Origin of the sequence: Pseudodesulfovibrio profundus, assembly GCF_900217235.1 — a bacterium.
Taxonomy (GTDB): domain Bacteria; phylum Desulfobacterota; class Desulfovibrionia; order Desulfovibrionales; family Desulfovibrionaceae; genus Pseudodesulfovibrio; species Pseudodesulfovibrio profundus.
Genome location: NZ_LT907975.1, coordinates 1,179,339 through 1,201,459 on the forward strand (window position 1 = coordinate 1,179,339; position 22,121 = coordinate 1,201,459).

Annotated in this window: 20 protein-coding genes and 1 riboswitch; of the genes, 2 read left to right on the forward strand and 18 right to left on the reverse strand. The window is 50.9% G+C overall.

Annotation, left to right across the window (positions count from 1 at the left end):
• Positions 1 to 110: 110 nt before the first annotated feature.
• The 7 genes from DPRO_RS05725 to DPRO_RS05755 form a co-directional block, all read right to left on the reverse strand.
• Entirely contained in the window at positions 111 to 1,643 is a 1,533-nt protein-coding gene (locus DPRO_RS05725; protein WP_097011187.1) for an ATP-binding protein, read from the reverse strand.
• Between the two features lie 218 nt (positions 1,644 to 1,861).
• Positions 1,862 to 4,912: a type III restriction-modification system endonuclease gene (locus DPRO_RS05730; protein WP_097011188.1), complete on the reverse strand. Its 3,051-nt coding sequence runs from the start codon at positions 4,910 to 4,912 to the stop codon at positions 1,862 to 1,864.
• A gap of 11 nt (positions 4,913 to 4,923) precedes the next feature.
• Positions 4,924 to 5,298, reverse strand: coding sequence for a hypothetical protein (locus DPRO_RS05735; protein WP_197706495.1), 375 nt, complete (start codon positions 5,296 to 5,298; stop codon positions 4,924 to 4,926).
• 165 nt (positions 5,299 to 5,463) lie between these two features.
• A protein-coding gene (locus DPRO_RS05740; protein ID WP_097010279.1) for an IS3 family transposase occupies positions 5,464 to 6,626 on the reverse strand; the annotation gives its coding sequence in 2 pieces (ribosomal slippage) (positions 5,464 to 6,351 and positions 6,354 to 6,626; 1,161 coding nt in all).
• Positions 6,627 to 6,658: 32 nt separating this feature from the next.
• Positions 6,659 to 7,420, reverse strand: coding sequence for an ATP-binding protein (locus DPRO_RS05745; RefSeq protein ID WP_097011190.1), 762 nt, complete (start codon positions 7,418 to 7,420; stop codon positions 6,659 to 6,661).
• Positions 7,421 to 7,428: 8 nt separating this feature from the next.
• Positions 7,429 to 8,043, reverse strand: a complete 615-nt coding sequence (locus DPRO_RS05750; protein ID WP_097011191.1) for a hypothetical protein — start codon at positions 8,041 to 8,043, stop codon at positions 7,429 to 7,431.
• A gap of 105 nt (positions 8,044 to 8,148) precedes the next feature.
• Positions 8,149 to 9,300 carry a site-specific integrase gene (locus DPRO_RS05755; RefSeq protein ID WP_197706496.1) on the reverse strand — a complete coding sequence of 384 codons (1,152 nt, stop codon included), beginning with the start codon at positions 9,298 to 9,300 and terminating at the stop codon, positions 8,149 to 8,151.
• 668 nt (positions 9,301 to 9,968) lie between these two features.
• On the opposite strand from DPRO_RS05755, the gene DPRO_RS05760 reads away from it, so the two are divergent.
• Complete coding sequence (locus tag DPRO_RS05760; RefSeq protein WP_232005714.1) at positions 9,969 to 10,475, forward strand: DUF3750 domain-containing protein; 507 nt, start codon at positions 9,969 to 9,971, stop codon at positions 10,473 to 10,475.
• A gap of 75 nt (positions 10,476 to 10,550) precedes the next feature.
• On the opposite strand, the gene thiC is transcribed toward DPRO_RS05760, so the two are convergent.
• Genes thiC through thiS form a run of 6 tightly spaced genes read right to left on the reverse strand, consistent with a single transcriptional unit; the run spans position 10,551 to position 15,305 of the window.
• Positions 10,551 to 11,855, reverse strand: coding sequence for a phosphomethylpyrimidine synthase ThiC (gene thiC / locus DPRO_RS05765; protein ID WP_097011193.1), 1,305 nt, complete (start codon positions 11,853 to 11,855; stop codon positions 10,551 to 10,553).
• Between the two features lie 55 nt (positions 11,856 to 11,910).
• On the reverse strand, positions 11,911 to 12,567 hold the full coding sequence (gene thiE / locus DPRO_RS05770) for a thiamine phosphate synthase (protein ID WP_097011194.1): 657 nt from the start codon (positions 12,565 to 12,567) through the stop codon (positions 11,911 to 11,913).
• A complete protein-coding gene (thiF, locus tag DPRO_RS05775; RefSeq protein ID WP_097011195.1) occupies positions 12,564 to 13,196 on the reverse strand; it encodes a sulfur carrier protein ThiS adenylyltransferase ThiF in 633 nt (210 codons plus the stop codon). The genes thiE and thiF overlap by 4 nt, the downstream gene beginning before the upstream one ends.
• Positions 13,193 to 14,317 carry a 2-iminoacetate synthase ThiH gene (gene thiH, locus DPRO_RS05780; RefSeq protein ID WP_097011196.1) on the reverse strand — a complete coding sequence of 375 codons (1,125 nt, stop codon included), beginning with the start codon at positions 14,315 to 14,317 and terminating at the stop codon, positions 13,193 to 13,195. The genes thiF and thiH overlap by 4 nt, the downstream gene beginning before the upstream one ends.
• Before the next feature lies 1 nt (position 14,318).
• Positions 14,319 to 15,095: a thiazole synthase gene (locus DPRO_RS05785; RefSeq protein ID WP_097011197.1), complete on the reverse strand. Its 777-nt coding sequence runs from the start codon at positions 15,093 to 15,095 to the stop codon at positions 14,319 to 14,321.
• A gap of 9 nt (positions 15,096 to 15,104) precedes the next feature.
• Entirely contained in the window at positions 15,105 to 15,305 is a 201-nt protein-coding gene (gene thiS, locus DPRO_RS05790; RefSeq protein WP_097011198.1) for a sulfur carrier protein ThiS, read from the reverse strand.
• A 66-nt stretch (positions 15,306 to 15,371) separates the two neighbouring features.
• Positions 15,372 to 15,475, reverse strand: a riboswitch (TPP riboswitch).
• Positions 15,476 to 15,698: 223 nt separating this feature from the next.
• On the opposite strand from thiS, the gene DPRO_RS05795 reads away from it, so the two are divergent.
• On the forward strand, positions 15,699 to 16,139 hold the full coding sequence (locus tag DPRO_RS05795) for a hypothetical protein (protein WP_097011199.1): 441 nt from the start codon (positions 15,699 to 15,701) through the stop codon (positions 16,137 to 16,139).
• Between the two features lie 110 nt (positions 16,140 to 16,249).
• Here the strand turns inward: DPRO_RS05795 and DPRO_RS05800 are convergent, their stop codons facing one another.
• The 5 genes from DPRO_RS05800 to galU form a co-directional block, all read right to left on the reverse strand.
• A complete protein-coding gene (locus tag DPRO_RS05800; protein WP_097011200.1) occupies positions 16,250 to 17,512 on the reverse strand; it encodes an SH3 domain-containing protein in 1,263 nt (420 codons plus the stop codon).
• 11 nt (positions 17,513 to 17,523) lie between these two features.
• The gene (locus DPRO_RS05805; protein WP_097011201.1) at positions 17,524 to 18,033 is read right to left on the reverse strand and encodes an OmpH family outer membrane protein; all 510 of its coding nucleotides are present in this window, start codon (positions 18,031 to 18,033) and stop codon (positions 17,524 to 17,526) included.
• Between the two features lie 69 nt (positions 18,034 to 18,102).
• Entirely contained in the window at positions 18,103 to 20,466 is a 2,364-nt protein-coding gene (priA, locus tag DPRO_RS05810; protein WP_097011202.1) for a replication restart helicase PriA, read from the reverse strand.
• A gap of 6 nt (positions 20,467 to 20,472) precedes the next feature.
• On the reverse strand, positions 20,473 to 21,216 hold the full coding sequence (locus DPRO_RS05815) for a hypothetical protein (protein WP_232005716.1): 744 nt from the start codon (positions 21,214 to 21,216) through the stop codon (positions 20,473 to 20,475).
• A gap of 29 nt (positions 21,217 to 21,245) precedes the next feature.
• On the reverse strand, positions 21,246 to 22,118 hold the full coding sequence (gene galU, locus DPRO_RS05820; protein ID WP_097011203.1) for a UTP--glucose-1-phosphate uridylyltransferase GalU: 873 nt from the start codon (positions 22,116 to 22,118) through the stop codon (positions 21,246 to 21,248).
• Between the last annotated feature and the right edge of the window lie 3 nt (positions 22,119 to 22,121).

A 22,121-nucleotide genomic window follows, 5' to 3' on the forward strand; every position in this document is an offset into this window, starting at 1 on the left:
TGCCGTGCAGAGGTCTCCAAAGACACAAAATATTTTGGAACCACGAATCCATACCAATGGACACAGAGTTTTGAACCAAGGCAAACACGGAATTGCACGGAAGAAAGATGCTAAGCATTTTGTTTCCCAACGATAAATGTTCGCATTTCACTTATGGATTGCCGTAGTTCTTCGGTTGTGAATCTCTGATTATGGGCGTTTTCAGGGTGATGGATCTGATGGCGGATATACTCGCTGAGAATTTTTTGCTCTTGCTGTGTCTGCCCAGTCCGCATAAGTCGTGTATATGACCTTGTTAGCTTGCCATCTTTGAAATCAGAAAGCCATCCTTCGCTCTCAATGTATCCATATAGCTCATTGTGATAGCCTTCGTCTGATTCATTGAAGGCAAGAAAGTTTACTTCGTTGAGTGACGGGTAAGGCAAATTATGTCTTTCAACAGTGATAACCTCTTTGATCTGTTCACCTTTGATTAACTTCAAATGTTCAAAATCCAACATTTTGACAATCGCAGGGCTATGAGTCGTCAAAATGAGCTGGGTGTATTGGCCTTTAGACATCTCAATAAAAGCATCAATGAGTTTTTTCTGATGATCAGGGTGCTGTGATGTTTCTGGTTCCTCAATTGCGTATATGATGTCAGGAACATTTTTTTCAGTTTTTCTTCTCTCGGCTTCAGCTCTGAAAAAATTTAGTAAAATAAGCCTTTTCACACCGCTTCCACGCTTGTTGATAGGGATATCTTCATCGCCTGAAATAGAGACATTTTTAAAAACATCAGCCCATTTCAGAGCCTCCGCAGGAGGGAAGACCGGATTCAGGCTGTTTGCAATTTCTGGGTTCATCTCTTTCAGTTTTTCCAGCGTTCGACCAGCGACTTCTTTAAGTTTGGAGTCAACTTCCATTGCAATTTGATTGAGCGAATCTTGAATAGATGTGCCCTTCAATATTTCTTGAACAGCCAGTTTCATGGGGTCTTGAATTTCGCTGTCGCCATCACTATTCTTTCGATCAGACTGAAAGAGAGAATACAGAGGCATATAATTTTTTAGCTGATCCCAAATGTTCTTTGCGTCTTCTTTGGTTACATCTATTTCAACATCGCTAAGTTGGAGTTCATCCGAATAATGCGACCAAATGGCTTTGCGCATGACGGCATTTTTCTTTTCATCATCACAGGGAATCGATTCTTTCCTAATGATCGCTTGCAAATCTTTTTGCTTTTTGAGTAGCAAATCAGCACAATCTGGGTTCGAGGGATGATAAGCCTTTACAGATACCTTTTCCTTTCCAGCATTAGGGTAGGTTTTTAGGATCTCCAGTTTGCCTTGTCTATTTAGCAAATACTCATCTTGAAGCGTTGTTGCATTTGTACTGTCAATTACCAAACTGGTCGGCAATTCCTCAAAAACAACAGCAATGCAGATAGCACTATTCCCCTCAGCAAGACCCTGTTTGTTGATGTCTTCCTTATCCAGTTTTATGACCCCCTTGCCTTCATTGAAGAACACATCAAGCACCTCAAGGACAGTTGATTTACCAACATCATTTTTTCCAACAAACACAGTCAAGTTGTTCAAATCAATGGATATCTCTTCTTTGTAGCCTCGAAAGTTTGCAATTTTAACCTGTGATATTTTCATTTGGACACTATCCTTGTTCGTGCGTTTTATGCTTTTCGAGGTTGTAACTGGCTGTTGATTTTGCTTATCAGTTCAATGGCCATTGTCAGTTCCCGTGGTTTTAATAAATGTCACCTCGAACGCCTTGCGTGAGAGGTCTTGCTGCACGCGATTGGTGAAAGTGAAGGCATCGTTCATCTCGTCGTGCTGAAAGATGTCGAGGCCTCGATTAAATGAGATTATCCAGTCCTGGGAGGCCCTCCAACGACCTCCATAAGCTTGCTGTAGCTATTGACCACGTCAAACTTGACGTTGTCAGAATTGATTTTGCTGTTGATCTCATCGAAGAATTTACGGGCGCATTTGATTTTGACTGCTTCAACTTCTCGCAATTCCATGCTGGACATCGATCCTTTGGTCTCGGCGACGAAGTATACATGCTTGACCACGCCTTCCTTGAAGGAAATTGCCCAGTCTGGGTTGTAGTTGCCTACGGGGGTAGGGATGGAAAAGCCCTTCGGAAGCTTGGCGTAGACAACAACTTCGGAGCTGGTGTCGAGTTCTCCGACAAAGGTTCGTTCAACCTTTGAGTCGGTGATGACGTAATCGTAGATATGGCGCTTCAGCGGATGGCCGGCCTTGCTGAAGTCCTGCTTGGATTGAGCATCAGTGAAGATGTCGATGTCGTGAGTTTCTGCCGTTGCATCGTAGCTCAAGTGCTCGATGATGACTGTGGCTTTTTGCTCCTGGATGTGACGTGAGACTTCGGAAATGAAGCTTTCAGGGTTCGTTCTAAACAGGGCGAAAACGGGTTTCTTCAGGTCGGCCAGGATGGTGGCCACCGTCCTTCTGGTCAGCTGAACATTATCGACGATTTTTCCTATCAGGTCGTACTTCACGGCGGAGTGGACAGATATGGTGCTGTTTTCCGTCGATGTTTCGACAACCTTGAAACTTTCTCCGGATTTCATCTGATCGTGGTTGATTTCATCTGCCTGGATGCCGTGCTGGATGGTGTATTGAAGTGGGGTGACGTTTAACTCGGCGTTGAGGGTGGCCACACACTTTTCGATCAACTCCGCACTGTCGAAGTGTACCGTGTATGCCGCTTTGCGATTAATTCGATTCCAGAGTTCCTTGAATTCCTTCTTTTCGAAGTTGGAATTCAGGGGGTTGCACTTGTTGCCTCGGTCGTTCTCAACCTGCGGCAGTTTCGCATCACTGTATACGCTGTCGATCAGCTGAAAGACTTGGCCCTTGTATGGCTGTAGCTCATCAGGGAGAGGTGCCAAAGTCCCATCCTTCACAGCCTCGAAATAGGGCTGGGCGATGTTGTCATTGTCATCGGTGTAATCATTTTTGACTAGGTAGCGGTATATCTGCTTGGCCATTTTAGGCGTAACTTCGATGTTTCCGCCATCACCAGGCAGGATCTTGCCTTCGAAGTAATCTGCATTCGCCACCCTTGGGCGTTCGGAAAGAGATTCGCTGATATCTCGTTGCAGGGCGGTTACGAAGTCCTTGTAGCTCTCGCTGGCAACAACGGTGAGGACGTTAGTCTGATGGACGGTCGCCGGATTGTCCTGGCGTTCCCCAAGCTGGTTGACGGCGATGCGGAGTCCACGGCCGACTTCCTGGCGTCTGGATATGGTGTTGTCGCTGTGTTTCAGTGTGCAGATGACGAAGACGTTGGGGTTGTCCCAGCCTTCACGCAGTGCGGAGTGCGAGAAGATAAAACGGGTCGGTTCCTGGAATGAAAGGAGTTGTTCCTTGGCCTTGAGGATCAGGTCGTAGGCGCTTTGGTCTGTGCTTTCAATTCGCTCACTTTGCGTAGTAGAAAGGGCGTCGACCATCCTTCCCTTCTTGTCGATGGAGAAGTAGCCGTTGTGCGTTCTGCTGACAGGGATGCTATCCAGGTGTTTTCTGTATTTCTCGTTCAGAAGGAGGTCCCGTTTCAACTCGGCAAGAGTGGCTTCGTATTCCTCCTCGAAAATCATGGCGTATTCACCTCGCTCTTCACCTAATTCGGTGTAGAGGCGGTACTTGGCCACCTCGTCGATGAAGAAGAGCGTCAGGACCTTGATGCCTTGCTGGAAAAGTCGTTGTTCCTTTTCGAAGTGGGCCTTGATGGCTTCCCGGATTTGGATTCTTCGCAAGGCCATTTCGTTCACGTCGCCGGTGGCTTCTCCTGCGGTCAGTTGATGGCCGTTGGTGAATTCCACCGTGTCCGTGATGGCGTTGATATCAGCGATGACGAACCCTCTGTACTGGTCCAGTCCCCCGGATAGGTCGTAAAGGTTATCGCCTTTACCAAACTTCTTGATTTTGCGCTTGATGCCACTGGTTTCCTGTATCTCGATTTCGATTCGGGCCACCGGTGCCTGACGAGAAACTTCAATGCTTTCCAGATACAGGTAAGCGTTAGTCCCGGTCAGCCCTTTTACGGAAATTCCACGGACGGCTATTTTTTTAACTAGCTTTTGGTTGTAGGCATCCAGTGCGTCCAGGCGATGTACCTTGTTGTGCTGGGTCTTGTGGGTCGCCGAATAGCGGAGGATGAAAAGCGGGTTGAACTCCTTGAGGGAATTCAGGGTGTTTCTCCCTTCCATTTTTTGAGGCTCGTCAAGAATCAGGATAGGCCTGTTCGCCTTGATGACGTCGATGGGGCGGCGGCTCTGGAAATCGTCCAGCTCTTCATAGATGCGACGGTTGTCCTTGCCCCTGGCATTGAAGGCCTGGACGTTGATGATCATGACGTTGATACCGGCGTCAGATGAAAAGCTCTCCAGGTTGTGGAGTTGTTTGGAGTTGTAGATGAAAGACTTGATCTTTTTCCCGTATATTTCCTGGAAGTGATCAGCTGTGATTTCAAAGGATTTATCGACACCTTCACGGATGGCGATGCTCGGCACCACGATGATGAACTTTGTCCAGCTGTACAGCTTGTTCATCTCGAAGATTGTTTTGATGTAGCAGTAGGTCTTGCCAGTACCCGTTTCCATCTCGATGTCCAGGTTCAGGGGGGAAATGGCATTTTGGATCAATGCACTGGACTGGGGAAGATTTTGGAGCCGCTGGACCTCTTGGATATTTTTAAGAATTTGTGCGTCTGTGAGGGCTATGTCAGCGTTCTTGAAACCGGCACTTTCAAGTTGGGGCGCCTTTTTCTTCGAATATCCGGGATCAATGCGGTATTGGATGCCCGAGGTGTCTGGCTGTCCTTTGAAGCAGTCCACGACTGCATCGACGGCCCTGGTTTGGTAGGCCTGTTTTTTGAATTGGAGTTTCATTTGAGCCGTCCTTAAATGGTCTTCACTTCGGTGTGCGGGCTCATGAGCTTGAATATCTGTTGGATATTAATCTTGACGCTGTCATCTTTGAACCCGGCATCACGGAAGACTATCCGGAGCGGTTCACGCTTTGCCAACTCCTTGCAGAAATCTTCGGTGACTTCTCCATTCTTGGCGAAACAAGCGGCAAGGGCATTCCCATCCACGAAGAAGACCTCGTTGCCTTTGATGGTCTCTCTGCCGACAGGCAGGGTTAGGTCGACGCCCCAATCAAGGAGGACTTGGAAGAGGAGGTCTTCGGGTGACCTGTCAGTTTTGATGTTGCCCTGCATTTGGGCAACCATATCTTGGGTGAATTTATCTGGGCGGTAGTAAATGTCCGCCATGTTGCTTGAATCAATTTTGAGAACACGGAATCCGATGTCTAGGTCTGTGGCGGTAACTCCTTTTTCTTTTTTGATTTTTTTACCTGCACGGCGAATACGTTCTTAGAAGTGGCCTCGGTTCTTCGGACCACTGAGCGACGATTTTAAGGTGGACACGTTTACGAGCTACGCCGCTCTTTCGTTCCAGGCCAGAGGGGGTACCCCCTCTGGCCTGGAACGGTTCTGATATATCTCCATCGGCTTCTTGCCGTCAAAAGCAAAATGCGGACGTCGATTGTTGTAGAAATCGAACCACCAAGCCAAGGCTTGCCGCAGTTCGCTTCCGGTTCCCATCTCACGCAGGTAAGCACATTCATATTTCAACGAACGCCACAGACGCTCGATCATCACATTATCCATCCATCGGCCTCGACCGTCCATGGAGATACGAATTCCAGCCTCTCTGAGCGTCCGTGTGAACTCGTAGCTGGTGAACTGTGATCCCTGGTCGGTGTTGAAGATTTCCGGCACCCCATAACGATTCAGGGCTTCTTCCAAGGCAGACACGCAGAAATCAGCATCCATCGTGTTTGAGAGCCTCCACGACAGGACGGCCCGACTGTGCCAGTCCATGACCGCCACAAGGTATAAGAAGCCGCGTGTCATGGGGATATACGTGATGTCGGCACACCAAACCTGATTGGGCTTCGTAATCGCCTTGTGCCGCAGCAAATACGGATACGTCTTATGTTGCGGATGCGGATGGCTTGTCTTTGGCTTTTGGTAAATCGCCATCAGGCCCATTTTACGCATCAGACGTCGTACCCGTTCACGACCGACCCTTTGCCCTTCGTCTCGTAGGGTATTACGCATCTGTCTGGAACCGAAAAACGGCAGCTCCATAAACAACTCATCGATTCGGCGCATAAGGGCCAGGTTGGCCGGAGATTCGCCGATCGGTTCGTAGTAGTACGTCGATCGGTACAGCTTGAGAATTCGGCATTGCCGCCGGATACTGAGCTCGGGGTGAGTCTTGTCGACCACCTCTCGCCTTCGCTCACAGCTCAAATTTTGGCGAAGGCTTGTTGCAAAAAATCCTTCTCCACCGTGAGCTGGCCAATCTTGGCGTGAAGCTCCTTGATCTGGGCCCCGTTATCCTGACGGCCGACGGCCTTGCCTGAAAAGGACGCCACGATCCCTTCCTTGGCCTGCTTCTTCCACTGGGAAACCTGATTGGGGTGTACGCCGTACTTGCTGGCGAGTTCCGACAGGGTGTGTTCCCCGGACAGGGCATCCAGGGCGACTCGGGCTTTGAATTCCGCGCTGAAACGTTTTCTCGTCTTGGACATGAATTGCCTCCTTCGGGCAGTTTATGTCCACCTTATCGAGTGGTCCAGTTTTCCGAGGCCACTTCTCGGGAAAGCCCTACAAGACTTTGTACTTTTGATGTTCGACGAAACTTATCGAAATGATTATTTGAGAGTACAACTGGAAGCCCCGCACCCACGACTAAAAAATCATCCATATCTTCAGTCAATTGACGCAGTAATGATATTAAACGGGGATTACTTGCCAACTCTTGAAATTCATCAATAAAAATCGCTACTCCTTTGTACCCCACCTCTTTTAACGCTCCAACAATTTTACGAAAATCTGCCAAGAGCGTGTTATAATCTAAATCCCCTCCCTTTCCTTCAGCATGCTTCCAATAACTAGTAGCGAAACGTATTTCCCGATCCATAAAAGATGACTTATGGTTCTCAAACGCTTCTGTTAATGTAAACCATATTTCTTGCTGATAAGAACTGAGACACGTTTTATCTACAGGGGCCACCTCAGTATATACTTTGTCAAAAATTTCTTTTACCAGTTGATATTCTGATATATTTCCAGACAACTCTCTATTAAAAACAAAAAATCTTGCGCTTTGTATATATTTTGAGAACTGGTGAATAAGAGATGATTTTCCGATAGACTTTTCACCAGTAACGATTACATTTGGGATTTTGCCGTTTTCATTAAAATCATCAATCAATCCATAAAAATCTCTAATATTCTGACTTCTACCAACAAAAGAATTCTTATCAAGCTTATGAGAATTGTACTCATATGGATTCGTTATAGTCCGAATGTCTTTTCCCATGCTACACCTCAAAGGCTCCTAAGATTCTCTAAAAGATTTGACGATTGAACGAAATTTCGAATGACTTGACCAGAGCCCGGCCTACGAGGAAGACCATTATACTCTATAAGGTCATTAACCAACTTACCATATTTTTCAGTTTGTTCGGAAAGGCTTAGCTCAAATAACAACTGATTATTGACCACCCTTAACTCTGCAACCTCGCCTGCTATCTTCAGAATCAGATCCCTATCCCCAGCCCGCTCAACCTCAATAACTGCACTGTCCAGATACTCATTAACAAGTTTTGCCAGTTCTCCTCGCGTAAAAGGGGCACCTTTTACTCCGCTAATTGCTTCTAGTAAAAAAAGGAAATCATTCTTTATGGCCAAATTGTTAAAATCACGGTCAATACTAGCAGCAAATTCTTCACTGGTTGTTTTTCCAGACTGAAGACAGACTAAACGATTAAAAACTGTAGAAACTCCAGCGCCAGCAAAGAGAGGAGTAAAATCGACTGGCCCTCCAAGAGCAACAGCAGCAACAGCAAGACCTAACCCATAGACTGTCGTTTGTTCGTTAGCACACAGGTACTGAACATCGTCTATCGCATTTCTAAATCCGCTTTTAAGGTGAGATATCATCAGGCATCCTTGAAAATCAAAAACAAGCTAAAAACTGACAACGCAATGAAAGTTGATACTCGATGTTAAAAAAACAAACAACCACATATCTAAAAGCACCAACCACTACGACCTTTTACTTTTCTGGACAAGATTACTAGCAACCTCAGACGCCGCCTTAAGAGCATCATCCCGTAAATGAGCATACCTTTGAGTCATGTTAGGACTCTTATGGGTCAACAGTTTTTGTAATGTATACATGTCCACAGAACCAGATGAAGCCAACATTGAAGCATACACATGTCGCAACCCGTGCAACGCCCTAAAACCTTTGGGCAGCTTCGCCGTTTTCTTGATCTTATTTACCTGTTTCGTAACATCAACTCGTTGCCTACCACCACGCCCAGGAAAAACGTACTCGCTATCCCCCAACTTTGGATGGTTCTCCAGCAAATCTCTTGCCGCACTGTTAAGAGGGATTTTGCTCTCAATCCCCCCCTTGGGATCAACAAGGCGAATAAAGCCCCGATCTTCATCAATATGATCCCACTTCAACCGGAAGAGCTCACCACGCCGCATTCCAGTATACAAGACCAAACGCATCATATTTGCGGCCTGAATGTCTTCCGACTCTTCAATGGCCTTCCACAGCCGCTTCAATTGTGCTGAGGTAAGATCTTCCGTTTTGACGTTATCCACCTGTGGCAACTGGATCACGAAGCCAAGCGGAGGGAATAGCTGTTGCTTAACGCCGAAGTTGACGAGTCGCCGCAGGAGCTCAAGGGCATTCTTTACGGTTCCAGGCTTATGAGTTTCCTGCATTGAGAGACATAAGCGATCAACATGCACTGGCTTGAGCTCAGTGGGAAGTATTTCACCGAATCGAGGCTTGAGATGCTTTTTAAACCTATTCTCATCAGTGGTAAGGCCTTTCAACCCTGGGCGGGCTGCAACATATGCTTTCCACAGTAAAGAGAATGTAGGGACTGGCAATTCCTTCTGCCGCTTTTGAGCAACGTCTTCACCCTGGACAACCTTCGCTAAAAGCTGCTGCGCCTTATCCCTCGCTTGCTCAACAGTCAGAGGACCAAAGCGCCCAATATTGGTGCGCCTGACCTTACTCTTTCGGCCATAGCCATGTCGGTACTGAATGAAAAACGAAATGGCCTTTACGCCAACATGAACACCAAAGCCTGAAAGCTCAGTGTCATAAATATACCTACGCTTCCCAAGCTCGATACTGGTCAGCATTCGCTTTGTTATCTTCTCTTTCGCCACTCTGATTCTCGCAGTTCAAAAATGGATACTCACCGGATACTCACCAGAGAGCTAAATCAGTACAACTTGACGAAACACAGAATAACAAGCAATGTAAAATTGTCAAACAAAATAAGGCACAAAGCAACTCAATAATACGTGATGCAACTTGAACCTTTCGGGCTCATAACCCGAAGGCCATAGGTTCAAGTCCTATCCCCGCTACCAAGAAAATCAAAGGCTTACAGAATAAATCTGTAAGCCTTTTTTTTGATGCTTGTAGGCTCATCAACCTGATCAGTCTGCCTCCATCCGATCAAACACACCCTTTTATCCTTTCCCCCCACTCTCCATCAGATCAGTTTGCACAACCGAGTCTATGCCGCAGAAAATCACTTTGGCCTCTCTTCCCTCGGTAAAAAACGCGACTTATATTATTCATCGAAAGCTCTTCCTGCCAGAAAATCATAGAGAGCATCATCTCCATAGTTACGACCTCTTTGATTTCAGCAGTAAGCAAAGTGCTGTGTCTGGCACTGCAAAGACAATTACGATATGATCGAAATCGTCTTAGAAATACCATCGCAGCATCGCATGACAGGATGTTGGGACGAGTCTCATTCACTTTAATATTTTTCCAAGAGACAGCAATCATGAGAAACAGATTTATAAAAGCACTATGCCTGATAATGGCATCTTTTTTTGCCGTGGCTGGGTGCTCGAACGGGGACTGGCGTACGGCCAGCAGGGAGCCGGCCGGAATCGCACCGGACCCTGCCTCGACGCCGGAAGCGGTGGTTCAAGTCTATGCCGCGTCTACTTGGGGCTGGCGTGGGATATTTGCCGTGCACACATGGATAGCGGCCAAGGAGACCGGCGAGGACAGCTACACCGTCTATGAAGTGGTCGGCTGGCGTCAGCGACAGGGCTTGCCTCTGGTCCGTATTGAGCGGGATGCTCCTGACCGCTACTGGTTTGGTGAGGCCCCTGAGCTTCTGGCAGACCATCGCGGTCCCGGGGTGGACTCAATGATTGCAAAGATCGACGCTGCGGCACGCTCCTACCCGTGGGCCATGAAGTACAAGGCCTTCCCCGGGCCAAACAGCAACACATTCACGGCGTGGGTTATCAAGCAGGTACCGGAGTTGAACCTTGATCTCCCCTTTTCAGCAATCGGCAGTGGTTACAAGGATTAGCCAGAATAAAACCCCAAAAAGAAAAGCCCCGGCGCACAGAGCGTCGGGGCTTTTTTTATCAATAAACAGCGAGGACTAATCGTCCAGCTGGATATCCTTTCCTTCCAGAACGCGGTTCATGTTGCGCACAGCACACATTTTACCGCACATGGTGCAGGAATCTTCATGCTCAGGCTTGGAGGATTCACGGTACTCGCGGGGCTTGACCGGATCCATGGCCAGATTAAACATCTCTTCCCAGTCGAGAGCGGCACGGGCTTTGGACATCTTGTCATCCCAGTCACGAGCGCCGGGAAGGCCCTTAGCGACATCGGCGGCATGAGCGGCGATACGGGTCGCGATGATGCCTTCCTTCATGTCTTCCAGCGTCGGCAGACGAAGATGTTCAGCCGGAGTGACGTAGCACAGGAAGTCCGCCCCATTCATGGCCGCAATGGCGCCACCAATGGCAGAAGTGATGTGATCGTAACCGGGAGCCACATCAGTGACCAACGGACCGAGCACGTAGAACGGTGCGCCGTGGCACAGACGTTTTTCCATCATCATGTTACCGGCGATCTCGTTCATGGCCATGTGGCCCGGACCTTCGATCATGACCTGCACGTTGCGCTCCCAAGCGCGCTTGGTCAGCTCGCCCAGGGTGATCAGCTCTTCCACTTGACACGCATCAGTGGCGTCGTGCAGGCAACCGGGACGGCAGCCGTCACCGAGGCTGAGGGTGACATCGTACTCTTCGCAGATGTCGAGCAGACGATCGAAATGCTCGTAGAACGGATTCTCGGCATTGTTGATTTCCATCCAGGTGAACAGCAGCGAACCGCCACGGGAAACGATGTTGGTCAGACGTCCGCCCTGCTTGACCTTCTCGGCGGTGTGCCTGTTCAGGCCGCAGTGAATGGTCAGGAAGTCGACGCCGTCTTCAACATGCTTCTGAACCACGTCGAAAAATTCATCCACGGTGATATCCTGCAGATTCTTGTCGTAAAAACCTACAGCATCGTAAATGGGTACCGTGCCGATCATGGCCGGAGACATCTCCACCAAACGCTGGCGAAATTCCTGCGTCTTTCCGTAGCAGCTCAAGTCCATGATGGCTTCGGCCTTGAGATCAAGAGCGGCCTGGACTTTTGCCATTTCCGGTTCAATGCTGCAACAATCCTTGGAAATGCCAAGGTTGACGTTGAGCTTGGTACGCATGCCTTCGCCCACAGCTTCGGCATCGAGGCTCGTATGCTTTTTGTTGGCCGGGATAATGACAGTCCCTTTTGCCATACGTTCCATGAGGTCTTCCACACGGATATTTTCCTTGCGGGCAACGGTTTCCATCTGCGGGGTGACGATGCCTTTGCGGGCCGCGTCCATCTGAGTGGTATATTCCATGATTTCTCCTTGAGGGCTGAACACTTCGACTCGGATCAGCCCGGTATTTATTATGTTATTTGGCCGTGCCCATGGCATTGCGCACTTGACGAATGGTGGCGCCGATGTCCTCGGCTCCGACTATTTCCGTAACCAGCGCCACACACCTGGCTCCACGAGAGACAACATCGGCCACATTGTGTTCCTTGATACCGCCGATGGCGACAAAGGGGATATCGAGATTGCCGACAACATACTCAAGATATTCAAATCCCACCGGATCAACGACGTCTTCCTTGGTGAAGGTCTTGAAGATCGGCCCGACACCAATGTAATCGGCACCATCTGCAACGGCTTTTCTGGCCTCTTCCGGGGCATGGGTGGAAAGCCCGATGGCCATTTTTTCACCGACCAAACGACGCACGGCAGAGACAGGATAATCCTCCTGCCCGATATGCACGCCGTCGGCTTCCACCATCATGGCGAGGTCGATGTCATCGTTGACGATAAATGCTGCTCCGGCCTCTCGGGTCATCTTCCGAATAGCCAGACATTCCTCGTACATGATCCCGGTCTTTTTCTCTTTTTCCCTGTACTGAACCAGCTTGATGCCGTTTTCGAGCATGGTGCGGACGACATCGACATTGGACCGTCCCAAAGAGAACTTCTCCGCAGTCAGGCAATAGATATCCGTATCGAGAATGTTCTGACGGGTTATTTCGCGAGCGCTCATTTCACGCCTCCCTGATTCTCATATTGTTGCAGATAGTGACTCAACACAGCATCAGCCTGCTTGGCCGCCGCGATGCCGACCCGAGGAGAAAGCGGAGGCTGCTCCGCATTGCAGACGGTCTGCATGTCCCCGATCATATAGAGATTCTCGCGTACCTGACGCGAGCACAAAGCGTCAGTATCTCCATATCCACCGATGCCGGATGCAGTCACAATGACCTTGTCCGTTGAGATAAACTGTTCCACGAGAGCCTTTTTACTTTCGACTCCATCAAACGCCTCGACAATAACGTCGCACTGGATGAACAACTCAACCATGGAATCACCTGTCGCATGCTCGATGCGGACCTTGATATCGACGTCAGGATTCACGGAGCGCATGTTGTCGCGCAGGGCTTCGGCCTTGAGGCGACCGACCTGTTCTGCTGCATACGCCTGACGATTCAGGTTGGACGGCTCGATACTGTCATCATCGACAAGTACAAAGCGCCTGAAACCGCTGCGCACGAGGTGCATGGCACAGTTGGAACCCAGCCCGCCACATCCGGCAATGCCGACGGTAACCGTCTGGAGATAGCGCAGACGCTCTTCCCCTAGATAGTGAGCTATGCCTTGCTCGGTCCGGTTCATTGACCGTCCTCCGTCAGGGCGATCGGCTCCCAGTCCTTGAAGACCGGCTGATAGCCGCGCATGCGAAGGGCCGTGCTCATTTGCTCGACCGTGCGATCATCACTGATATCGAACTGGCCGACTTTGTCGCCGTCCTGCGTATGGCCGCCGACTTCCGTGGTCACGCCAGCCGACATCTTGGTGACGCCAAGCGGCAGGATATTATCGCGAAATTCTGCCGACTCCCGAGTGGAAACCGTGATCCCCAGTCGAGGCAGAAAAATGCGCAGGGCCACCATGAACTGAACCATGTCGCTATCCGACACGATGGTCGTCGGCTGGAACTCCCCGGCATGCGGACGCATGCGCGGCAAGGAGGCGGAGATATCCGTTTCCGGATACTTCTTCATCAGGTAGGCCGCATGCATGGCGGTAATCACGGCATCCCGGCGCCAGTCACCCAGCCCGAGAAGTGCGCCGATATTGACCACGCGCATCCCGGCCTTGCATCCACGCTCCGGCGCATCCAGACGGAACCGAAAGTCCTTCTTCGGCCCACGCGGGTGCAGCGTTTCATAGAGCGCTTCATCGTAGGTTTCCTGATAGATGGTCAGGCCGTCAGCACCTGCCTCGACCATTCGCGCATACTCCGCCTCTTCCATGGCGTATATCTCTATGGATACAGAGGGGAAATATTTACGCAGGACATCCATACACCCTTCCAGATAGTCGGGGGATGCCTTGGCTCGTGATTCACCAGTGAGGATGAGCAGATGCTTCAACCCTGTTTTGGCAATGGCCTTGGCTTCGACCTCCAACTGCTCATAGTCGAGCTGGGAGCGGGGAATCTTGTTGCGGGCATTGAAGCCGCAATAGACGCAATGGTTGGCACAGTAGTTCGAGAGATACAGCGGAGTGAACAGGTGAATGGTCCGTCCGAAGTGCTGCAATGTCAATTGGCTGGCCTTCTGCGCCATCTCTTCGAGCAGAGGCTTGGCCGCTGGGCTCATAAGAGTGATGAAATCATCCTCGTTGCAGCTTGTGCCATCCAGCACTCTTCGCACGTCATCGGGCGTGACCGCATCAAAGCGTTCATCAAGCGCCATATTACTGTACGCTTCGCATGTGGGATAAAAACTCACGTTATCCCTCGCTCAAAAAGCCGGTTAATGGAGAAGAAGCCGACGCCTGGCGATGCCGCGCTCCTGGCCCGGAAAGATATGCTTCACGACCAGCTTTGACGGCTCGCCCAAAAGCCCGGGCCATCATCACGGGATCGCTGGCTGTGGCGATGGCCGTATTGACCAGCACGGCGTCCGCGCCCATCTCCATGGCCTCGCACGCTTCGGATGGACGACCGATTCCGGCATCCACGATGATCGGCAGGTCGATCTCGTCAATGAGAATACGAACCATCTCCTTGGTCTTGAGGCCGCGATTGGTACCGATGGGTGCGCCAAGCGGCATGACCGCGGCAGCACCGGCATCGACCAGCGAGCGGGCCACGTACAGATCGGCATTGACGTATGGCAGCACGACAAACCCTTCTTCGGCCAGTATCTCCGTGGCCTTGGCTGTCTCATACCCATCGGGCAGCAGGTACTTGTTGTCCGAAATGACTTCGATCTTGATCCAGTCACCGCAGCCCATGGCACGTGCAAGACGGGCGATACGGACGGCTTCATCAGCAGTTCGTGCGCCCGAGGTATTGGGCAGCAATTGCATGTGCTTGGGAATACAGTCCATGACATTGCCTGTATAGGACTGGAAATCAACACGCCGCAGGGCAACGGTTATCACTTGTGATCCCGACGCTTCACACACACCGGGAATGACTGCATCATCTGCATATTTTCCCGTACCGGTGAACAGTCGACTCTCAAGTTTCAAGCCGCCAATTTCAAAAATATCTTCACTCATTGGTCCCCCTTATCCTCCGCCCACGAATCTGAGCACTTCGAGATGATCGCCGTCATTCAACGTAACCTTGTCGAATGATTCGGAAGGAACGATCTCCCTGTTCAACTCGACCACGACACTCTCTGCAGCGATCTCTCTGGATTTCAGGAATGCGGCAACGGTCAAGCCGTCCCCGATCTCTGTTTCCTTTCCATTCAATACGATTTTCATCAGTATCTCCTCGGTGCACAGGCAAAAAAAAACGCTCACCAGACAGGTAAGCGCAAAAAATACATACACAGTATTATGCAGCTTCCCTCCGGCAGGATTACCCGCATCAGGTTCAAAGGGTCAGGCAGCCATTGCCATCTCAGCCCGTTCGGGCACCCCTAGCTGAGATGACCCTATGTTAATCCGAAGTGCGTGTAAAGTCGTGGAAACGGAAAACAGGACAAATAACGACATATTTTTTCTAAACAATAACCGACTAAAAAAATGGACTTTTTACTGATAAAACCATTGATGTGATATCTTTTTTAACATGCAACATTCAGTAAATCCTAAAGTTATCTGCAATATGAACCGATAGTGAGGTAGCAACTGAAAATAAACGGGGGAAGCTTCATGTTTTCATCAATGTACCAAGCAACCGGTTTCAAACGTGCGATCATTCTTTGCCAGGAAGGAAAGGTAGAAGAAGCCGAGGCCCTGCTCAAAAGCCTTCAGGATGAATTCCTGGCGGTCTGCGAGGAAAATGAAGCACTCAAAAATCAGCTTTCCGAAGTGGCCGACGTACTGGATCTGGCGGAGAAGGTACAATTTGATGGCCAGAAGTACTGGCTTATGGACGCTGGGGAGCAGAAGGGGCCATTCTGCCAGGTTTGCTATGACAGAGATGGCTTGCTCGTCCACCTGCAGGAACACGACAATCACTGGGAATGCCAGAGTTGTCATGGACTCTACCTGAGAACTCAGGAGGCGGACCCCATGCGCAAGCCCAAGAGCAACGTTCGATCAACGCTCAAAAAGACCATCCCGCTCTTCCTTGAGCGAGAAATGGGATAGACAAAAAAACGCGGCCCAAAGCCGCGTTTTTCATTTTATTCAGATCCCTACTGTCAAACAGGGAAAGTCTCGACAATAGCGAAACATCACTCCATCGATTTGTCCGTTGATTAATGCTGAAACGGGGTTCCGAACAGCGTCACCCGCCGTACCCAGGTCTCCAGCAAGCCTTCATCCGAGAACTGCACTACGCCATAGGCGAGGTCTTCCGTATTCATACCCGGAAGATAGATCAGCACAGCCAGATTTCTGTTGGCTCGGCGATGCTCTTCCCACAATGTGGTCGCGAAATCCTCCAACGCTTCCCTGGAGGGAAGCTTGCTGGTGGAGAGAAAGACTTTAAGGCTTATCCACGACTCACCGAACTTTTTTGTCTCGGCAGTTTCAAGCAGCTTGTACTGATAGCCGTGGGCAATTTTATCGGCTCGGGGGTCCGGGCGCGATGCAGGCTTTGCATGTTTCTTGGGTATGACGATTGTACGCGGTCCCTCTTTCACTGCGACGTCACCTGTGCCAGAAGTCGCAACCTCGCGAATGGAATTCACATTTTGAGCAGACTTCTTGTCAAGCAAGGTTTTCAGGGCATACCCCATGGCACGTTTTTCTCTGCGAAGGGGTTCATTCTCCTGAAACACTGCGTACCAACCGTTTTCCAGGAAATCCACACGCACGGTCTCACCCGGTTGCAGAGTCCTGACCAATTTTGAACCCGAGGTACGCTTTTGGCGAAGATTGATCTTGCCGGGAACCGTAATGACCTTGCCCCAGGCAGTGGTCCCGAGCTTGGGCTGTGTTGTGGAAGCCGGTGCAGGGGCAACCTTGGCCTTTGGAGCGGCAGCCTGAACCGGCACTGATCCTGTTGGGACAAGGAACTGTACGTTGGCATATCCGCGACGGTTGAGCTTGGAGCGGATGGTGGCATCAGTGGAAAAGATCATGGCCCATTCATCACTGACAAAATCCATGACCAACTTCTCACCGGCACTCAGCATACCGATCTTGGCACCACCGCGAGAAGGCTTGGAACGGATATTCAGATTCTGTGTCGCCTGAACGAGCTCACCCCATTTTTTGGGTTCATGACGCTCTCGCTGCTTCTTGAGGAACTTGGCGTTGGAGTATCCCACGGCAGCGGCTTCGGTGTTCTTGGTCTCTCCCGGTTCAAAGATGGCGTACCAGCCATCCTGAAGAAATCCGACACGGACCTTCTGGCCCGGATAGAGACTACCGACCCACGCATCACTTGCCGTACGACCGGCGCGAAGATTGAGAGGGCGATCCGGATAGCGGATTTCACCAAAAGCCATGGCTGAACTTGCAGCCAGCAGGATGAGACAGACAGACGAAAGTATAATCAGTTCGAGTCTTTTCATGTGAACACCGCCTAGTTCAACGCATCGAGTTCTCGGATGACTCGATCCGTAATATCCATGGAATCGACAACAAAGCCGATGATTTCAGGGTCGGTAAGGATCATGGTGAAGCCCCCTTCCTGCGCAATGCGCTGCAGGATGGAGTCGGCCTGGCGCATGACAAACTGGATCAGACGCCGTTCTTCCCCTTGAATATCCAAATTGGAGTTCTGAACCAGATCCTCGTATTCGCGAACTTCAACGCGGAGCGTCTTTTCTACACTCTGCTGTTCGGCAAGGGGCAACTGCCCGCTATCGAGCTGTTCCTGGAGGGCCTGCACCACAGCGAGCTGTTCTCGAACACGCCGGTCCTTTTCCTCTCCCAGCCGGGCAAGATCTTCCTGTGCAACACGTCCTACTTTGGACTCACTGACAATTCGTTGCGGATTGATGAAGCCGACTTTGGAGGTTTGGGCGGCAGCAGAACCCGCGAACAACAGGCACGAGATCGCAAATACCAATGAAATATGTATCTTTTTCATATAGATAACTCTCTTTAGGTGAAATATAGCTGTGTACTCTAGACGCAAAACACGCGCTTGTCGAGAAAGCTACAGCGTTGTCAGCGGGTCGAGATCAAGGGAAATGCGAACTTTCGAAGGGTCTGGGTTGGCCTGTGCCATATGTCCGAACAGCATCCGCAGATTCTTCCAATCAGCCCCCTTGAACAGACAGTTGAAGCGCAACCGCCCGCGAAGCATGGAGAGCGGCGCGGGTGCCGGTCCCAGCACACTGACGCCCAATGGCTGCGAGTACTGCTTGAGGGTTTTGGCAAACAGGGAAATGGCTGCCCCCCCCTGCTTGAAATCGGCAGGGTAGCTGATGCGAACCAGAGCCAGTTTGGAAAATGGCGGATAGCCAAACATCTTTCGTCGCCCTATCTCCCGCTGGAAAAACGCTTCATAGTCGCTATTCAGCACTTCATTCCATAAAGGATGCTGCGGATTGCGGGTCTGGATAAGGACTTTTCCCGGCATGTCTCCTCTTCCGGCACGACCTGCCACCTGGACGAGCAACTGAAAGGTACGCTCGGAAGATCGATAGTCGGGAAGATTGAGCCCGAGGTCGCCATCGGCAACCACAACCAACGTGACCTTGGGGAAATGGTGTCCCTTGGAGATCATTTGCGTACCGACCAGCACCTGCGCCTCGCCACGGCTGAACGCACCAAGAATCTCTTCCATGCGCTCCTGTCGTCGGGTGGCGTCGCGGTCTAGTCGCAACACGTTGGTGCCTTCGGGAAGGATTTCTTCCAGATGTTCTTCCAACCGCTCCGTACCTTCGCCCATGGGAATGAAGTTACCGCCGCCACACTTGGAGCACAGCAACGGGTACGAATAGGACAACCCGCAATAGTGGCAGACCACACGCTCGCGGCCCTTGTGATACGTCATGCCGACTTCACACTCTGGGCATCGCACGGTCTCACTGCAATCAAGGCAGTACATCAAGGGCGCGTACCCTCGGCGGTTAAGCATGACAATGGCCTGCCGCCCTTCCTTGACGGTCTCCTTCAAGGCATCGATGGTCGTTGGCGAAAACACCTGTTTCGAGTTGGACAAGTCCGCGATGTCGACAAGTTCAACTTCAGGCAGAACGCTCTTTCCCACCCGCTTCTTAAGCGTTGAAACAGGAATCGCCCCATTTTGTGCGGCGTGAAAAGTTTTAATGTCAGGTGTAGCCGAGCCGAGCACCAACAGGCCACCGGTCCGCTCCACGCGATACCAACCGACCTCTTTGGCCTGATACGCCAGCCGTTCCTCCTGCTTGAAGGACTCGTCATGCTCCTCATCCATGACGACCATTCCCAAATCATGCACTGGCAAAAACAGCGCTGAACGGGTTCCGACCACTAACCTCGGCTCTGCGTTACGAACCAGATCAGTGAATATGGCTTCCCGTTTCTTGGGGGACTGATAGCCATGGTACAGCACGGGCTTAAGATTCGAAAAATGCTCTTTGACATTACGATAAAGCTTACAGGCCAGTGCGACTTCCGGTGCCAGCAGGATGACTGATCGCCCCTGCTCAAGGCAGTATCGCGCCATCTCCAGATACAGAACGGTCTTGCCGCTTCCTGTCACCCCATGCACCAAATGCGCGCCGCCACCTTTGGCAAGAGAAGCACGCATGTCATCCATGGCATTCTGCTGTTCCTCGGTAAGCTCATACTGCAGAGGCTCAGTTTCACCGCACGCAGCAGTACCATCAACTTCGTCCAGCGCATCGGCTGTGAGTTCGCCAACCGTGACCAGATCACGCCCTTCCATCTTGGCGGCAGTATCCGGTGCCCAGTCACCAAGCACATGTCGCAGGGAATAGAGGGATTGGGGCCCGTTATCCAAGAGATATTCCAGAATGCGTATCTGTCGCTTTGCATTGGGACGCACGGCCCACGGCGGATCAGAAACCAATGACACGAAGCGCTCTTCGGCCTCACGCTGTGCATTGATGCGAACACGCATCCGCCCTGCCAGCCACAACTCCATGAGTTCGGTCAGTTCATCCGGTGAACATTTTGTGAGCTTGGATGGTCGGATTGATCCGGGGAGTTTCTGGCGGGCGACATGTTTGTCGATACGGAAAGTCACGGCTGCCGTCCGCAGTCCACGGGGCAGAATGGCTTCGAGGATTCGGCCGACGCTGGTCATCTGGCGTGCAGCAAGACTGTCTGCCATCTCGATAAAGTCGGCATTCAGAAGCGGCTCAACCTCAAGGGGCCAGATAAGGGATTTGATCTCCACCCCTTCCGGCACCTGTTCGGCGCGGCCGGTAACAACTCCCATTCGATGGGACTTGCCAAAGGGAATGATGACCCGCTGCCCGGGTTTTAACTCCGGGAAAAATGAAGGTCGCTCGTAGGTCCACGATTGATACGGAGGACTTACGAGCGTTACCTGCCAAAGATCGGCCATAAGCGATTACGGGGCTGTCGGGTAATGGAAATGATCCCGCAACAGGACAAAAGGCAGCGGTGGGGAGAGACACGGCGTCGCATCAAAAGCATCCATTGCATAAAGAGAAGGATCATCTGCCTTGTTCGCTGCGATCCATTTCACCTGCATCTGCAGCACCTGATCACCACCAATGGTCACAGATACGGATTGCGGCACTTCATATCCGGCAAAGGTCTTATATTCATCAAAATGGACGGAGTACAAGGTTTCGTCGACCGTATACCGAATAAGTATCGGCGCCATGGACTCATTGTTTAACCGGACTGCCGGGGAGGTTTCATCGCCAGGTTCAGCTCCAAGCATCAAGCAGGGCTGCCCATTACAGAAACCAAAGTTGCGCGTTTCCATATCAACGCCCCATGACCGCCACGCCTCAACGGGATTCGGGACCATCCAAAGCAACATGGGTGACAGCGGGAAACCTTCTGTTGCACACGATGCAACCACGGAACCGCCCACACCGAGACCCTTGGCCTGCTCGCCATATCGCCATTCCTGCCTCCATTTCCCACGGGCATACCACAGCCTCGTGGAAACGTCGGGATACTCAGGATAGGTCAGCTCGACTTCCCAGGAGGAAAAGGGGCCGTAATTGTGACGTACAACTTCCGCCAGTGTTTCCTCATCGGGAGAAAAAGCCAGAGCGGGAAGGGCCATTAAGCAAATGACCAGACAGAGCGCTACAGCGCTGAAGGATCGCATAACCATGTTCGTATTATCGTACCGCGTATGAGCCATTAATCGGAACAGGACAGAAGTTCTTGCAGTCGCTTGACCAATTCGTCACGCAACTCTTCATCCTGAAGGGCAAAGTAGATGTTGGCTGTCAGGTACTCGACCCAATCACCGGCATCGAAACGCTGACCACCAAGCTTGACCGCGATCAGCTTATCCTGATCGGCAAGGCCCTGGAGCGCGTCAGTCAACTGAATTTCGCCGCCGACACCAGCCTTCTGTCCATCAAGGATATCAAATATTTCCGGCAACAGAACATATCGACCAATGATAGCGAGGTTTGAAGGAGCATCTTCCACCGCAGGCTTTTCCACCAGATCGGTAACGCGGAAGGTGCCGTTTTCCAGCTCTTCGCCCTTGATCACACCGTATTTCGAGACCTTCTCTTCCGGGACTTCAATAACGCCGACAACGGCCTTGCCGGATTCTTCGGCAGCCTTGATCAACGCGCCGATACCCGTATCAATGCCGAACATCAGATCATCACCAAGCATAACGGCGAACGGATCGTTCTTACACACTTCACGGGCAGTAAGCACGGCATGTCCGAGTCCGAGCTGCTCTTTCTGACGAACAGCGATGACATTGACCATGTCCGCTACGCGGCGGACTTCTTCGAGCATCTGCTCCTTGCCCGCTCTATCCAGAAGCTGTTCAAGCAGGAAATTTCGGTCGAAGTGATCTTCGATGATAGTCTTGTTCTGGTTGGTGACGAACACCACATCAGTCAAACCGGCCTTGATGCCTTCTTCCACAATGTACTGAACAATGGGCTTGCGGAAGATGGGAAGCATTTCCTTGGGAACGTTCTTGGTGGCCGGTAAAGATCGAGTACCCCATCCGGCAACGGGAATGACAGCTTTCTTGACTTGCATGAA

Bases quoted from the DNA above. Each gene is read 5' to 3' on its own strand.
- DPRO_RS05725 (WP_097011187.1), bottom strand. From the start codon at position 1,643: ATGAAAATATCACAGGTTAAAATTGCAAACTTTCGAGGCTACAAAGAA.
- DPRO_RS05730 (WP_097011188.1), bottom strand. From the start codon at position 4,912: ATGAAACTCCAATTCAAAAAACAGGCCTACCAAACCAGGGCCGTCGAT.
- DPRO_RS05735 (WP_197706495.1), bottom strand. From the start codon at position 5,298: ATGGCGGACATTTACTACCGCCCAGATAAATTCACCCAAGATATGGTT.
- DPRO_RS05745 (WP_097011190.1), bottom strand. From the start codon at position 7,420: ATGGGAAAAGACATTCGGACTATAACGAATCCATATGAGTACAATTCT.
- DPRO_RS05750 (WP_097011191.1), bottom strand. From the start codon at position 8,043: ATGATATCTCACCTTAAAAGCGGATTTAGAAATGCGATAGACGATGTT.
- DPRO_RS05760 (WP_232005714.1), top strand. From the start codon at position 9,969: ATGGCATCTTTTTTTGCCGTGGCTGGGTGCTCGAACGGGGACTGGCGT.
- thiC (WP_097011193.1), bottom strand. From the start codon at position 11,855: ATGGAATATACCACTCAGATGGACGCGGCCCGCAAAGGCATCGTCACC.
- thiE (WP_097011194.1), bottom strand. From the start codon at position 12,567: ATGAGCGCTCGCGAAATAACCCGTCAGAACATTCTCGATACGGATATC.
- thiF (WP_097011195.1), bottom strand. From the start codon at position 13,196: ATGAACCGGACCGAGCAAGGCATAGCTCACTATCTAGGGGAAGAGCGT.
- DPRO_RS05785 (WP_097011197.1), bottom strand. From the start codon at position 15,095: ATGAGTGAAGATATTTTTGAAATTGGCGGCTTGAAACTTGAGAGTCGA.
- thiS (WP_097011198.1), bottom strand. From the start codon at position 15,305: ATGAAAATCGTATTGAATGGAAAGGAAACAGAGATCGGGGACGGCTTG.
- DPRO_RS05795 (WP_097011199.1), top strand. From the start codon at position 15,699: ATGTTTTCATCAATGTACCAAGCAACCGGTTTCAAACGTGCGATCATT.
- DPRO_RS05800 (WP_097011200.1), bottom strand. From the start codon at position 17,512: ATGAAAAGACTCGAACTGATTATACTTTCGTCTGTCTGTCTCATCCTG.
- DPRO_RS05805 (WP_097011201.1), bottom strand. From the start codon at position 18,033: ATGAAAAAGATACATATTTCATTGGTATTTGCGATCTCGTGCCTGTTG.
- priA (WP_097011202.1), bottom strand. From the start codon at position 20,466: ATGGCCGATCTTTGGCAGGTAACGCTCGTAAGTCCTCCGTATCAATCG.
- DPRO_RS05815 (WP_232005716.1), bottom strand. From the start codon at position 21,216: ATGGTTATGCGATCCTTCAGCGCTGTAGCGCTCTGTCTGGTCATTTGC.
- galU (WP_097011203.1), bottom strand. From the start codon at position 22,118: ATGCAAGTCAAGAAAGCTGTCATTCCCGTTGCCGGATGGGGTACTCGA.